The 14,210-nt window shown below is 56.2% G+C and carries 12 protein-coding genes; 8 read left to right on the top strand and 4 right to left on the bottom strand.

The genetic code is table 11. The features are described 5' to 3' along the window. Positions 1 to 5: 5 nt before the first annotated feature. On the bottom strand, positions 6 to 332 hold the full coding sequence (locus KGA88_RS11225) for a helix-turn-helix domain-containing protein (RefSeq protein ID WP_317851667.1): 327 nt from the start codon (positions 330 to 332) through the stop codon (positions 6 to 8). A gap of 414 nt (positions 333 to 746) precedes the next feature. On the opposite strand from KGA88_RS11225, the gene KGA88_RS11220 reads away from it, so the two are divergent. From KGA88_RS11220 to KGA88_RS11195, 6 genes are all read left to right on the top strand, one after another. Further along, positions 747 to 1,571, top strand: coding sequence for a fibronectin type III domain-containing protein (locus KGA88_RS11220; RefSeq protein ID WP_223590995.1), 825 nt, complete (start codon positions 747 to 749; stop codon positions 1,569 to 1,571). A 546-nt stretch (positions 1,572 to 2,117) separates the two neighbouring features. Continuing rightward, a complete protein-coding gene (locus tag KGA88_RS11215; RefSeq protein WP_110658347.1) occupies positions 2,118 to 2,606 on the top strand; it encodes a CS1 type fimbrial major subunit in 489 nt (162 codons plus the stop codon). A gap of 103 nt (positions 2,607 to 2,709) precedes the next feature. After that, positions 2,710 to 5,232 (top strand): TcfC E-set like domain-containing protein, encoded by a 2,523-nt coding sequence (locus KGA88_RS11210; protein WP_223590993.1) that lies wholly within the window; start codon positions 2,710 to 2,712, stop codon positions 5,230 to 5,232. Positions 5,233 to 5,282: 50 nt separating this feature from the next. After that, the gene (locus KGA88_RS11205) at positions 5,283 to 6,503 is read left to right on the top strand and encodes a hypothetical protein (RefSeq protein ID WP_223590980.1); all 1,221 of its coding nucleotides are present in this window, start codon (positions 5,283 to 5,285) and stop codon (positions 6,501 to 6,503) included. Between the two features lie 59 nt (positions 6,504 to 6,562). Next, positions 6,563 to 7,300, top strand: a complete 738-nt coding sequence (locus KGA88_RS11200; protein WP_110658350.1) for a molecular chaperone — start codon at positions 6,563 to 6,565, stop codon at positions 7,298 to 7,300. Between the two features lie 481 nt (positions 7,301 to 7,781). Beyond that, the gene (locus KGA88_RS11195; protein WP_223590978.1) at positions 7,782 to 8,594 is read left to right on the top strand and encodes an alpha/beta fold hydrolase; all 813 of its coding nucleotides are present in this window, start codon (positions 7,782 to 7,784) and stop codon (positions 8,592 to 8,594) included. Positions 8,595 to 8,711: 117 nt separating this feature from the next. Here the strand turns inward: KGA88_RS11195 and dsbG are convergent, their stop codons facing one another. Genes dsbG through dsbD form a run of 3 tightly spaced genes read right to left on the bottom strand, consistent with a single transcriptional unit; the run spans position 8,712 to position 12,045 of the window. Further along, positions 8,712 to 9,479, bottom strand: coding sequence for a thiol:disulfide interchange protein DsbG (dsbG, locus tag KGA88_RS11190; protein ID WP_110658352.1), 768 nt, complete (start codon positions 9,477 to 9,479; stop codon positions 8,712 to 8,714). Continuing rightward, positions 9,455 to 10,309 (bottom strand): TlpA disulfide reductase family protein, encoded by an 855-nt coding sequence (locus KGA88_RS11185; protein WP_110658353.1) that lies wholly within the window; start codon positions 10,307 to 10,309, stop codon positions 9,455 to 9,457. The genes dsbG and KGA88_RS11185 overlap by 25 nt, the downstream gene beginning before the upstream one ends. Further along, the gene (gene dsbD, locus KGA88_RS11180) at positions 10,309 to 12,045 is read right to left on the bottom strand and encodes a protein-disulfide reductase DsbD (protein ID WP_223590976.1); all 1,737 of its coding nucleotides are present in this window, start codon (positions 12,043 to 12,045) and stop codon (positions 10,309 to 10,311) included. The genes KGA88_RS11185 and dsbD overlap by 1 nt, the downstream gene beginning before the upstream one ends. Before the next feature lie 154 nt (positions 12,046 to 12,199). On the opposite strand from dsbD, the gene KGA88_RS11175 reads away from it, so the two are divergent. After that, a complete protein-coding gene (locus KGA88_RS11175; protein WP_110658355.1) occupies positions 12,200 to 12,880 on the top strand; it encodes a response regulator in 681 nt (226 codons plus the stop codon). After that, complete coding sequence (locus tag KGA88_RS11170; RefSeq protein WP_223590974.1) at positions 12,877 to 14,202, top strand: ATP-binding protein; 1,326 nt, start codon at positions 12,877 to 12,879, stop codon at positions 14,200 to 14,202. The genes KGA88_RS11175 and KGA88_RS11170 overlap by 4 nt, the downstream gene beginning before the upstream one ends. The last annotated feature ends 8 nt before the right edge of the window (positions 14,203 to 14,210 follow it).

Raw genomic sequence — 14,210 nt, 5'->3', positions numbered from 1 at the left:
GATGGTCATCGAGTTATCTGTGCAACCGTTAGATGAAGCTCTGCCTCTCCCTCCAAATGGATCATTCCCATTTCCACTGCTTTGATCAGCGCTAGCCAGCGTGAGCTGACGCCGAATTTTCGACGAATATTGCAGAAGTGATAATTCACTCCTGCCTCCGAGCAATTGAGGATCCGTCCGATCTCCCAGGACGATTTTCCCATGGCACACCACTTCAGGATTTCCTGCTCTTTGGCGGAGAGTTTCGGGGGGATATGAGGTGTATCCGCGTAGCCGTGTGGCTTGGCGTGCAGTCTTTCAGATCGGAGCTGGGTTGGGCTCGCAGTGTACATGGCTGGTCTCCCGGGGTAGGGGCGCCCTGGAGGGCGGTGAGTAACTCCAGGGCTCTTTTATAGCGCGATTCAGAGTCTTTGGAACCTGTAAGAAATAACAGGTTGGTGCGCGGCATTCGTAGGCTGGTTGCGAATGCAAGTTAAGGGAAAAACGTAGGCTAACTGACTCGATAGTGTTTTTTGTTTTGTTGTTCGCGATTGTATTCGTGTGCAGCGATTGGGTTTGTCAAGGCGAATGGGGGTAAGTGTTAAGCTTATGAAAAGTAGAAGTTTTTGCGCGAGTTGGAAGTGATTTTTAGAGTGTCCTAGCAGTTCTGCTAGTGTGTTGGTGGGTTTTTTTATGGATTAATACAGGTGCAGAGTGTTTTTATGGAAAAGCACTGTAGTTGTAAAAATTTCTCGGTGGGGTGGTAAATGAATAAGCCAAATTTTGATGATTCAGCTCTCTCTCATAAGGTTGTCTCTACGACAAGAAATTCTATCGAGTTGTCGTGGGAGAATCGCGAAGTTCTAGTGAAATATATTCTTACCTCTGCAGGCGAAGGCTCTGGTCGAGTGATATATGAAGGGCCCGCTACAGTGTTTACTCACGGGGCGCTTAGGTCAAATACTGAATATTCTTATTTTATTGTTGGAGTAAATGCTGAAGGGAAGAGGACCAAGCCGGCCTTGATCCTCACTCGCACGGCTGTTAGAGTGATCCCACAAGCACCAGATTTTTTCCAGGCATACAATCAAACACCCAACTCAGTATCTTTTTTTTGGAATGACGGGGTAGTGGATGGTGGTCGGCGTACTTATGAGATACGACGAGACGGAGAATTGCTTGATACGCCTTCAGCACCTCCCTATACAGATACGCGTCCTCTGGAGGGAAGGGATCATGTTTACTGCATCCGTACAGTTGATGATGAGTTTTATAAGTCGGAACCTCACTGTATAGTCGTCAACTTTCCAGACTTTACCGCACCTACAAACCCTGAGAACTTACGTACCAGCAATGTTGGTGTGATATTTGGTTGGGAGAAGTCGTACGACAGTTCCGGTACCGTTGAGTATGAAATTGATCTAGACGGTGATCGATTGGGGACAACAACGGAAACGGAGTTTGCTATTGCCGGATTGGATTCGGGGCGGCAATATGTACTTGGCGTTACCGCCTTCGATAAATCGGGTCATCATTCGGACAGGGTGACCATTCAGTATCCAGGGCAGGGTGTTCCTCCTCAGAGGAAATAGTCGTTTTCCTGTGTCGCTGACTACTCGTGCACAAAAAAGTCCCGATGCCTTGCATCGGGACTTTTTTATGGGCGTAGCGCAGGCTTCATTACAAGCAAATTTTCCGGGTGGCAATCACCCATGTGATCAATTTTTTTCAGCCTGACTTCTGTAAACGGCCGGCAGACTGTTTCGTCAGAACAGGCTAACAACACCCTATCCTTCTCCCTTGGGCGCCGGCCATGTGTTTGCTCGTGGTTTCGCTCTGCATAATCCTGATCACCTCAAATGCCCTTGAAAACTGGTTGGAGACAACTGGATCGGATCAGTCATTTCAAAAAAATGCTTCCTACAAGCTTTGGCCGGTGGGCTGCATCAATGTCCCAGTGGGGATAAATCCTACAGATACTGCAGATAGATCTTGCATACCATTCCTACAGAAAACGAGAAGATGCGCGCCGTTGAAACGCAACATCTATTTACTGATGTTGATCAATAACCCGGTGCCTGACTTTTGTCGTTTGGCCGAAGCACGCACTATTAATCAGATGTTTAAAGGTGAATCCAATGTTCAAGAAAATTGCAATTTCGGCCCCGGTGCTTGCTTTGGCTTTTGTTTCCTCGGCTGCCCTGGCTACTCCACAAACTCATACAATTCAAGTCTACGCTGATATTCCGAGCGCCGACTTCTATGTGCAGCCAGTCAACATCGACACTGTAATCATGCCTCAACAATTGGCCTGGAATACTACAACTTCAGAGCTGGAAGGCATCAGCCGTAATTTCAAGGTGAAAAGCGCCGTTGACGCTGGTCCTGCCATCAAGGCAACCCTGCTGGACCCAGCGGTCATGAGCTCTGGCACAGAAGAAATTACGTTGGACATTAAGTTCAATGGCATTCAGTTGGCTTTGGGTAGCGATGTGGAAGTTGTTGGTGCTGGCGCTGCAACCTCTGAAATTATCGCTCCCCTGAGCATTACGCCAAACGAGCCGAGCGGCGGTTACCAGGAAGGTAACTACACCGGTAACGTTCGTGTGCTGTTCGACGCGCCTTGATAGTTACTGAATAGTTGTAACTAACGGTATGTCCTTTATGTGGCCGGCGCAGCCGGTCGCATTCTTTCTTGCACATGCAAGCGCTAACTTGAGATATTGATCAATGTTTCCGACGACTCCTATCGCAGGAGCGCTTGCGCTTATTATTTGCGCAGGTGCGCTTGCCAATGAAAGCCAGCCTGCGAACAAGTCCATAAGTTTGCTCCAGCAGGCTGAAGGTTTGCCTGCAGAGTTTCATGAATTTTTCTTTGATGTTCCCTTGGCTGTTCGAGTCGAAGTCGATCGACAGTTCCTGGGGGAAGCCATGATCCTGTTGACCCGCGATGAGCGAGTGACGCTGATCAACTTTACGGACACACGCAACAGTGACCTTACTGCGAGCGAGCGTGATGAGTGGGCGGCTTTCCTGACGCAGGGCGCGGCGTTGGGTGCCTGTAATAGTGGCTGCCCTCGGCAATTGCAATCGGTTCACTACAGCCTGGAAGACTCCATGGTGTCGTTGGTGACGGCGAACGCCGAGCGCGATCCGCAAGCCCGACAGTTTCATGATCAGCCTGAAGGCGGCAGCCACGGCATGATTGTGCGCAATCAACTGAACATCAGCGGCGGTCAGCAGCAGAATATCGCCGGCCGTTATGGCCTGGACGCAACCGCGAGCCTGGGCAACTGGACGAACACGTTCAATGCTCAACTGTCGCGCATGTCAGGGATGGACACTGGCATCAAGCATGCTGTCCATGAATTGCATACCCAACGGGAACTGGAGGGCAGCTTCATCCGTGCCGGGTATTTCACGCCCAGCGCCCAAGGTCTGACTCGATCTGTGCGCACCATCGGGCGAGGTCCCGACACGGTAATGGGACTGATGTACGGCAGTTCCGATAGCCTGGCGATCGACAACGCCAACCCTAGTCTCTATCCCATTACGGTGACCGCCAACCGACAAGCGATGGTGGAAATCTATCGCAACGGTGTGCTGATCAACAGTCAGCAAGTGGCGAGCGGTCTGCAGACGCTCGATACGCGTCCGCTGCCCGGCGGAATCTACGAAGTGGAAGTGCGCTTGGTCGAAGACGGTCAAGTGATTACCACCACTTCGGAACTTATTTACAAGCCCAATAACTGGCGCAACCCGGAAAATCGCTGGCGCTACAACCTGTTCGCCGGTCGCGAGAGCAAACTGCTCAGTAATTGGCAGGAGCGCGATGACGGTGATCTGACGGCAGGCGCAGCCTTTAATTTCTTGCTGCATCCGCGAGTTGTCCTGGGGCTTTCCGCCCGTCAGGTCAAGGAGCAGATGCAGTTGGGCACCTCCGCCGACTGGACGGTGGGTGAGAAAACATCCCTTTACACCAGCCTTTCCCAGACCAAAGGAGAAGGCACGGGGATGGAGGTGCAAGGTGTGCATCGCTACAACGGCGGCAGTGTGGTGTTGCGTCATCAGCGCAGCTGGCTGGACACCCGTAATACTTACGAAGTGCTGCCGGACGGGACGCACATCCGTCAACGCAACACCTACAACGGACAAACCAGCAATACCTCGCTGTCAGTGAATCAGCGCCTGAACAGCAAGAGTTCGCTCAGCGCGCAAGTGTCTCAAAGCCAGGGTTACAACGAAGGATTGGGCATCGACCTGAGCTGGACCCGCAACGCGCAGTTGTTCGGCAACAACGCGGACTGGCGCGTGGCGGTGTTCGATCGACCGGGCACGGTGGGCACTGCCGACCAGCGCAACCGCGGGATCGATATCAGCCTGCGCATGGCACTGGGTTCCGACGGTCATCAGGTGACCGGTAGCGTCGGTCAACGTACATCGCGTGACGGTGGGCGGGACCCCAACGCGTCCGTTACCTATCGTCGCGACCTCAAGGATCACGTCCTGCAAAGTGTTTCTGCAACCGTCAGTCAAGACGTATACGGGACAGGTCAGGCGGGCACGGCTGATTTCAAGACTGACCAGGTCAGCGGTTCGATGCATGCGCAACGTTCCTCCTTCAACGGTCAGATCAGCGGCGGTTTGAATCTGGACAGTACCTTGGCGGTCAGTGGCAAAAAACTTGTATTGAGTAGCCAGGCCTCAACCGGAGAGGCGGGAATGATCGTCGATGTCGAAAGCGATCTCGATGATATCGAACTGCGGGCCGACGACTTCGCCGGTACCCACGCCACATTGCGGCCGGGGCGCAATTTTATTCCCGTTTCTGCATACAAGAACGGCACGGTGAATTTTGATTTCAAGGGCACTGATGTTCCCGCGGCGGCAATCCAGCCTGCGCGCACCACCTATCACTTGAACAAGGGAGGGGTGGATTATCGCCAGGTGCGCATTCTGAAGACTGTAACCGTGATGGGGCGGCTGTTGGATGCCAGTGGAAAACCGTTGAAAGGCCACCACGTAATCAACCATGCCAGTCGTGGCGTCAGCGAAGTCGATGGATTCTTTTCAATGGAACTTAGCGAGAACTCTCCTACACTTGAAGTGCGGCACGACAGTCAGTTGTTATGCCAGTTCAGGCTCGATCCGGCCTCCCAGCGTCGAGAGAATGATGTGCTGATGGTAGGGGATCTGCGGTGTCATCCGGACACCTTGGCCGAAGCTGCTTATAAGTCTGAGAAAGCCAGTTGATGGGCACTTATACAACAGCAGCGAGAACATGGCGTACACAGGACAGTCAAATGAACAAGTTAATCAACCGTCTGGTGCTGGGATCGGCACTTTGCGGGTTTGCAAGTTTAGCCAATGCAGCGGTATTGGACGTACAAGCCGAGATTAGGCCGGATCCGATTAGTCCGGGGAACGCGGAGATTATCAATCTAACTCCTATTACCGGTTATTGCGCGGAATTTCCGGGTAATTGCAGTAGCAGGAATATTCGAAGTAACAGCTTTCCTATTGTTTTTACGTCGTCAGGGGTCATTCCCAGGGATCATGTGATCCCCTTTGGTTTTCCGGCGACATGGCGCAGATTTACTGTCGAGCATGCGGTGATTCCTGGCGAAACGGCGGAAGTCGAAATTCGCATTGCCGGAGTGGGGACCCGTTATCGCTTGAATAATACAGCGCAAGCGATAATCGGACATCCGGGGGGAGTGCCTGTGTTTGATTATCATGCCTTTCTCTGGCAACCCTCGTGGGCTGAGGCAATTGCTCCCTGCCAGCAAATAAATGCTACTTCCCAGGGGGCTGATCCTAATGGAACAGACTTTACGACATTTTGGTTGACACCGCAGAACGTCACCACTTGCTCAAGGAGTCCGAAATACAACATTCCCGGCATGTCCTTGCAAAGGCTCGATGTACATTATGAGTTGCGAGCTGTTCGACCGGAGCAGTTGATAAGTGGCGACTATCAAGGGGCGTATACTTATTCCACCAGCGGCGATTTCGATATGGGTGTCTTGAACCCCAATGACGCTGTAATGACATTCAATTTAAACCTGGCGGTAAGGCAGGACGTCAACGTAAAAATGTCCGCAGACAGTGTTGCCCTGGCGCCCAAAGGCGGCTGGATGGAGTGGATCAATCATGGAAGACGACCCGAGAAAATATTGGGTGACTTGCGGTTTTTCATCTTGACTTCTACGCCGTTTAAGATGGATCTCAGTTGCAGTCGAATGGGAATTGGAACCTGTCTGATCAGCAACGGAGCTCACGAAGTACCTGTCGATATCCGTGTCAGCCTGCCAAGTCCCTGGGTGGACAGTACAGGTCAGTCGGTAGTACGGCGTCCACTGACGATAGGAGGTGCTGGCCTGGAGCATTTAGTACCTTCAGGGTTACCCACCCGAGAGCCTGGCCTGCTGCATTTTGAAGTGCCGTCAGATTCAGTTGAAACGATGCATGACGATAGCAGCTATCAAGGAACCATCAATGTAACTTTTGATTCCGATATCTAATCGCAGTAGCAAAGCCTGAGGCTGACTCAGGCTGTTGTCCCAGTACGAGGTTTTATCTCATGAAATTTATTTATATGTTTTTGTGCACATTTTTTTTCAGTCTGTGCGCGCACGCCGGTCCTAGCCTGCAAATTGGTACCTTCTATGACTTTATGAAGGGCAATCAAAGTACTTATCTGAAACGTATTCACAACGGTGGTACTTCAACGGCGTTCGTCAAGGTTGAGATCAAGGAGATTTTTTATCAGCAGAATGGAACTTCCCGTGAAGAGCCCTTGAAGAGTGTCGGTGGCAGTACCCGTGACGGTCTGGTCGCCAGCCCGGCCAGGCTGATCGTACCGGCCAAAGGAACTCAGGGTACTCGCCTGTTGTATACCGGTGATCGTAGTAAAGAACGCTATTTCCGGGTTCGCTTTTTACCCGTCGTTCCAGAAAAGGAAGACAGGTTCGCCGTCTCGGACACTGAGCGGGACACTTATGAAAAGGAAATGTCTGCCGGTTTCAACGTAATGGCCGGTTATGGCATGGTGTTTTTTGTTCGCCCGGCCACTACCCGTTTTGATACCAAGATAGACAACACTGCAAATCGCTACCAGTTGAAAAACAATGGCAATAGCGTCGTAGTCATCGACGCGTTCAAGGATTGCGCGGCCAAGAACGAAGATGATTGCAAACCGACCAAAAAAGTACACTTGATTCCAGGTCATGATTTCGCGTTCGACAAACAAGCGGGTCGAGTCTATCGCTACAGCCTGATCGAGGACGAAAAGAAAACACCTGTGGAAGTGAAGGGGTAGTCAGCGTATATCGAGGGGTTGTAAATCGCCAGCACCGTGAAGTAAGCATCTGACCGTACGTCGATATGCAATGTATCAACGTACGGTCAGATACTTACACAGGAATAGATGGTCAGTTTATCTATCGAATCGTGTTGCGTACTTTCCACCTTGGTGCCATTCATGGACTCCAGGGATAGAGCAGGTTTCACTGATTGCGTACTTGACCTTGGGGGACGGCAATTCCGGCAATCTTTTTTTAGCCACGTTAACCACTCCTGTGTGTACATCGGCCATTCAGGCAATGGTTAGTTATCCTCTCGAAACAGGGCAATGGCTACTGTCAGACTTGACAGTTTTACTGGCCAGAAAAGACGTTTCCGACCAATGGCTCCGAGCGCCAGCTCGTGATGGCGGTTATACAAACGCATACAATCGTGCGATTGACTGCGATCCGTCAGCTGCTCAGTCTTGCGGTTCAATTTTTCCGAGGAGACAGTCGATGCCCTTCGTGACGATAGACGGACAGGCCCTTCACTACATCGATCAGGGCACCGGCCCAGCAGTGCTGCTGGCCGGTAGCTACCTGTGGGACCAGGCCATGTGGGCGCCGCAGATTGCCGCGCTGACGCAACAGTATCGGGTGGTCGCCCTGGACCTGTGGGGCCACGGTGAATCCGGGCCGTTGCCAGTCGGTACGACTTCGCTGGATGACATTGCACGTCAGGCTCTGGTCCTGCTCGATCATCTGGATATCGAGCGGGTCACGCTGGTCGGATTATCGGTCGGTGGCATGTGGGGAGTGCGTCTGGCCTTATCGGCAGCGCAGCGAATCAACGGGCTGGTGCTGATGGACACCTATGTAGGCGCCGAACCGGAGCCGACTCGCCAGTATTACTTTTCACTGTTGAAGCAGATCGAAGAGGCCGGTGTCATCACCCCAGCGCTGCTCGATATCGTGGTGCCGATTTTCTTCCGGCCGGGCATTGATCCACAGTCGGCGCTTTACCGGGATTTTCGTGCTTCCCTGGCGGCTCTGCCCTCGGAGCGCCTGCGTGAAAGCATCGTGCCGATGGGGCGGATTACGTTTGGGCGGAGTGATCTGTTGCCGCGTCTGGGCGAATTGGACGCTGCGACCACACTGGTGATGTGCGGCGATCAGGACCAACCGCGCCCACCCTCGGAAGCACGAGAAATGGCTGAGTCGATTGGCTGCCCATGGCTGCTGGTGCCGGGGGCGGGGCATATTTCCAATCTGGAAAATCCTGAATTTGTGACCAAAACCCTGCTGGAATTCTTGGCTGACAGAGCTTAGTCGAATCTATCGACGCCATTGCGAGCAAGGTAGCTCCCACAGGTAATCGACTATCCCTGTAGGAGCGAGCTTGCTCGCGATGGCGCCAGCACAGTCGCTACCCGTTAAAGCAAAAACCTACTTCGGCCCGAGAATCTTCGCCAGTTTGTCCGGTGACGGTGCGCCTTGCTGCTGTTGCAATTCCCCTTTGTCATCCATGTAGAAAATCGCCGGCGTCGCCTGCAACTCCAGTTCTTCCATCAATTGCATGTTGGCCGCGAGTTTCGCCTGAACGGCTGGCGGCACTTCCTTCAAGGCCTTGAGCGAACTGCCCTTGCCAGCGGCTTCGTGGTCCTGCAGGGCTTTTTCCGGGTCTTTGGCGGCGAGCAGTGCGGCGGATTTCCCCGGGCTGTCTTCGCGGATGATACCGACCATGATGTGGCGCAACTGCACCTTGCCCGCCTTGACCCACGGTCGGGCCTGCTCCCAGAACATGTTGCAGTACGGGCAGTTCGGATCACTGAACAGGTACACCACGCGCGGCGCATCCTTTTTGCCGTCGCCGATCCAGTTGCTGGTTTCGAACTTGGCCCAGACTTCCTTGGCCATCGGCGCATACACCAGCTTCTGCAACGGTGCGCTGCTCAGGTCATTGCCCTCGGCGTCATACAAGTTGCCCAGCAATACGTGTTTGCCATCCGGGGTCAGGTACAGAGCCATGCCGCGGCTCTGGTACTGCGCGGCATAACCGCGCAAACCGTCGGGGGCGTCGAACTGGCCGACGATTTTCGCGCCCTTGGCCTCGATTTTCTTGATCGCATCGGGCAACTCTTCAGCCTGCACCGTTGGCAGGTGAATCAGGGCCGCACCGAGGCTCAGGGTTAGCAGGTGGCGGAGGCGGGGCATGGCAGTTTCCTTGAAGAGGTGGCGGGTACAGTGTCGAAGTTTTCCAGAGCGCGGGCCAGGCTGGCGTCCGACAACTCGCCCAGATGGCTGCCCAGCAGGCGACCTTCGGGGCTATAGAACAGCGTAGTCGGCAATGCCATGGAACCGACGGCCTGGCCCAGGCGCCCACCGCCATCGAACAGCACGTTGGACAGGCTCAGGCCCTGGGTTTCCAGAAAGGTCGCGACGCTCTGCATGCTTTCCGCCTGATTGACGAACAGGAACGTCAGGTCCGGCCTTTGTTGCTGGGCGTTTTCCAGCACCGGCATTTCCCGGCGGCACGGCGGGCACCAGGTGGCCCAGAGATTGATCACCAACGGACCGCCCTTGTAGTCGGCCAATTGCACGACTTCACCGGCGGCATTTTTCAGGACGATTTCCGGCAGGCGCGTGCCTTGTTCATAAATCGACAGGGAGAACGTTGCCAATAGCCAGAACGCCAGGCCGCTGGCCACGCCAAAGCCCAATGGACGGCGCAAACCCGGGCGACGCCAGGCGCGATACAGTGTGGCAAGCAAAACGACGATCACCCCCGGCCAGGCGAGGAAACCGCCATCGCGCAGGTCGATGACCTGCCACGGATCGTTGCGATAGTGGGCCCAATAGACGGCCACGAAACTGATTCGGGCCGCCAGCATGCCCAGCAGAAACAGGCTGAACAGTACTGACTCAGGGTTGTCACCGCTACGCTTGGCAACCCGCCAGCCGACAAAAGTGGCCAGCGCCAGCGCACTGATCAGCAGCAGGTGATTAAGCGCGATGGCAAAGGTGCCAAGGGTAAAGGTCAGCATTAACGGGCGTCTCGGGTAGTAGTCCAGCGTTGCAGGAAAGTATCGGCATCGACCTCGCCAGTAATGCGCTGGCTACGACGCTCCTCGCCATCAGCGCCAATCCACAGCAGGCTCGGTGGCCCCGGCACTTTGTAACGAGCGAGCAACTCGCGGCTGGCGGCATTGTCGGCGGTCACGTCCAATCGGAGCAAGCGCACGTCACTCAGGGCTTGCATGACATTGGCTTTGCCGAACACCTGTTTTTCCATGACCTTGCACGACACGCACCAATCAGCGTAGTAGTCCAGCAGCACCCACTGGCCCTGAGCCTGCGCAGTGTCGAGTTCCTGTTGCAGTGCCTGCGGATCCTTGATGGTGGTGAAGGCATCGTGGCCAACCGGCACGGTGGCCACCGCCTGGTTCGAGGCACGAAAGACCTGCAACGGCTTGAACGGATCGTCACTGCCACCGGCCGCCCCGATCACCAGCAGGCTGCCCCACAAACCGAGCAACAACGAACTGGCGCCAAACAGATGCGCGATACGGCCGAAACCTTCCGACTGCTTCCAGGCACTGTAGGCGGCGATCAGCAGCAGCGAACCACACAAGCCGACCCACAGGGATTCGTCCAGCACCGGGCGCAGCATCAGCAACGCGGTGGCGAGGAACAGGAAGCCGAAAATACCTTTGACCAGGTTCATCCAGGCGCCAGGCTTGGGCATGAAGCGATTGCCGACGGTCACCAGTAACAGCAGCGGCACGCCGATACCGATGCCCATGGCAAACAGGATCAATCCGCCGTGCAACGCATTACCGCTTTGCGCGATGTAGAGCAGGGCTCCGGCCAGCGGCGCGGTCATGCAGGGCCCGACCAGCAGGCCGGACAGGGCACCCAGCACACCCGCGCCGATCAGGCTGCCGCCGCGCTGATTGCGCGAGACGTTTTCCAGGCGATCGCGCACGGCCACCGGCAGTTGCAGTTCGAAGTAGCCGAACATCGGCAGCGCCAGCAGCACGAAAATCGCTGCGAAGCTGCCCAGCAGCCAGGGGTTTTGCAACCAGGCTTGCAGGTTCGCCCCGAGGGAGGCGGCCAGAACGCCCATCGCGGCATACACCAGCGCCATGCTGATCACGTAGCTGCTGGCCAGGGCGAAGCCGCGTCTGGGCGTGGCGCCGCTGCCGACGATCAACCCCGCCAGAATCGGCAGCATCGGCAATGAACACGGGGTGAAGGCCAGCAACAGGCCCAGGCCGAAGAACAGCAAAAGGCTCCAGCCCAACGCCCGTTGTTGCAGGCTGCTGGCCAGTGCCTGGTCCGGTGCTTCATTGGCCGCGCTTTGCGCACTGGCGTTGCCCAGGTCCACAACTCTGGTTTGCGGCGGATAACACAAGCCGGCATCGGCACAACCCTGGTAGCTGACCTTGATCTGGCCGCTGGCACCTGCAGGTATCTTCAGTTCCAGACCCTGGCGGTAGACTTGCTGCTCACCAAAAAACTCGTCACTGTGGGCTTCACCTTCGGGCAGCGCGGGATGCTGCGCGACAGGCAAACCGTCGAACTTCAAGCGTTTCTGGTACAGGTAATAGCCGTCGGTGATTTGCCAATAGAGCTGGGTTTCCCCGGATTCCAGGCGTTCAGAGGTAAAGGTGAATGCCTTATCGACCGGGAGAAACTCTGGTTTGGTGTCGAACGGATTGCTTGCCGCCTGGGCCAGGCCCGCGATCAGAAGGGTAAACAGTAAAAACAGACGATGCATGGATAAGCCTTTGCCCAGTGCTAGTGACGTGCACAGTGGCGGGTTGCGATTAACCGATGATTAACCGCCCCGGCCTTGTGGCGCTAGCGCGTACGGCATAATGTCGGCTTAATCGGTCAAAGGCTTAATCAGCTTTATTTCTACGAGGCTCCCCATGCACGTACTGGTTTGCGAAGACGATGAGCTGATCGCTAGCGGCATTGTCGCCGGCCTGACCGCCCAGGGCCTGACCGTGGAGCACGTTGCCACGGCGTCCTCCGCCCGGGCGATGCTCAAGGTGGCGGAGTTTGACGTGATGGTGCTCGACCTTGGCCTGCCGGACGAAGATGGCCTCAAGCTGCTGCAGCAGTTGCGCCATCAAGGCCTGGAACTGCCGGTCCTGATCCTCACCGCGCGTGACTCGGTCACCGACCGCGTCGATGGCCTGCAAGCCGGTGCCGATGATTACCTGCTCAAACCGTTCGACTTGCGTGAACTCGCTGCACGCCTGCATACGCTGTTGCGACGGGTGGCGGGGCGCAGCGTCAACCTGATCGAACATGGTGCCCTGACCTACGACCCGAGCAGCCGCGAAACCATGCTCGCGGGGCAGCCGGTGGACCTGTCGCGCCGCGAGCAGTCACTGCTGCAAGCCTTGTTGCATAACCGTGGTCGGGTGTTGTCCACCGAGCAACTGAAGGACAGCGTCTACGGCTTCAACGACGAACTGGAGAGCAACGCCCTCAACGTCCATATCCATCACCTGCGGCGCAAGCTTGGCAATGGCATTGTCGAGACCGTGCGCGGCCTGGGCTATCGCCTGGGGCCGGCTGATGGTGGAGAAGAATCGAAGTGATGAGTCTGCGTTTGCGCCTGAGTCTGACGCTCGGCGCCGCATTTGCGCTGATCTGGGCCCTGGCCGCGGCCTGGATGCTCAGCGATCTGCGCAATCAAATGATGTTTTCCCTCGACCAGCGCCTGGTGGCGTCGGCACGCATGGTCGCCGGCCTGATGGAGCAACTGCCGCCCGTGCCGAGCAAGGGCGAGGGCACTCATTTCAGCGCCGAACAATTGAACATTCCCGGTGGCATGGCGTGCCAGGTCAGCTCGTTGCGTGGTGAAATCCTTGCCCGCAGCCACAGCGATCCGCAGCAAGCCCTGGAGGCCGAGAAACTGGGGTTTCACGATCAGATGATCGACGGCGCGCCGTGGCGCAGTTTCACATTGGCCCGGGGCGATCTGCGCATCACCACCGCCGACCGGCAGATCGAGCGCGAGGCGTTGAACATGTCGATCCTGCTGGCCGCTTCGGTACCGGTGGGCGTGGCCTTGCTCGGATGCCTGTGCCTGCTCTGGCTGGGTATCGGCCAGGGGCTGGCGCCGCTCAACCGCATGCGCGATGCCTTGATGCGCCGCAGCGCCGACTCCCTCGAGCCCTTGCAGATCCAGCCGCTGCCCAGCGAGCTGCAACCCTTGCTGGAAACCCAGAACCAGTTGCTCCAGCGCATCGGCAAGACCATCGAGCGTGAACGGCGCCTGACCGGTGATGCGGCCCACGAGTTGCGCAGCCCGCTGACCGCGATCAAGACCCACCTGCAAGTGGCGCGCATGACCGACGGCAACGCCCGGGATCAGTCCCTGGCCCGGGCCGAAGAGGGCGCGGATCGTATGCATCGCACCCTTGAGCAATTGCTGTTGCTGGCGCGAGTCGAGGGCAGCCTGTCGTTTGACGACGGTGTGCAGTGCAACGCCGAGCAAGTGGCGAAACTGGCGATCCAGGACGCGGCGAGCGGCGATCGTCAACGCATCAAATTCCAGGCGCCGGGCAAGGTCTCCGCTGCGCCTGTGCAAATGCCCGCCGTGCTGTCGATTGCCGCACTGCGCAACTTGCTCGACAACGCACTGCGGCATACCCCTGCCGACAAAGCGGTGGAGTTGAGCCTGGAAACCACCGGCAATCGTGTGCAGTTCGTGGTGCGCGACCATGGCCCGGGGATCGCCGAAGAGGATCTGCAACATCTGACCCAGCGTTTCTGGCGCAACGGCCAGAGCACCGGTTGTGGTCTGGGGCTGGCGATTGTCCAGGCCATCGTCCAGCGTTGCGGCTGCACGTTGCATTTCGATAGCCGTCCGGACGGCTTGCGGGTAGAGCTGACGATGCCGCTGCAATCTATCTGAAAATCACC

The organism is Pseudomonas sp. A-R-19, from assembly GCF_019956575.1.
Taxonomy (GTDB): Bacteria; Pseudomonadota; Gammaproteobacteria; order Pseudomonadales; family Pseudomonadaceae; genus Aquipseudomonas.
This window is presented reverse-complemented; position numbering and strand designations above follow the sequence as displayed.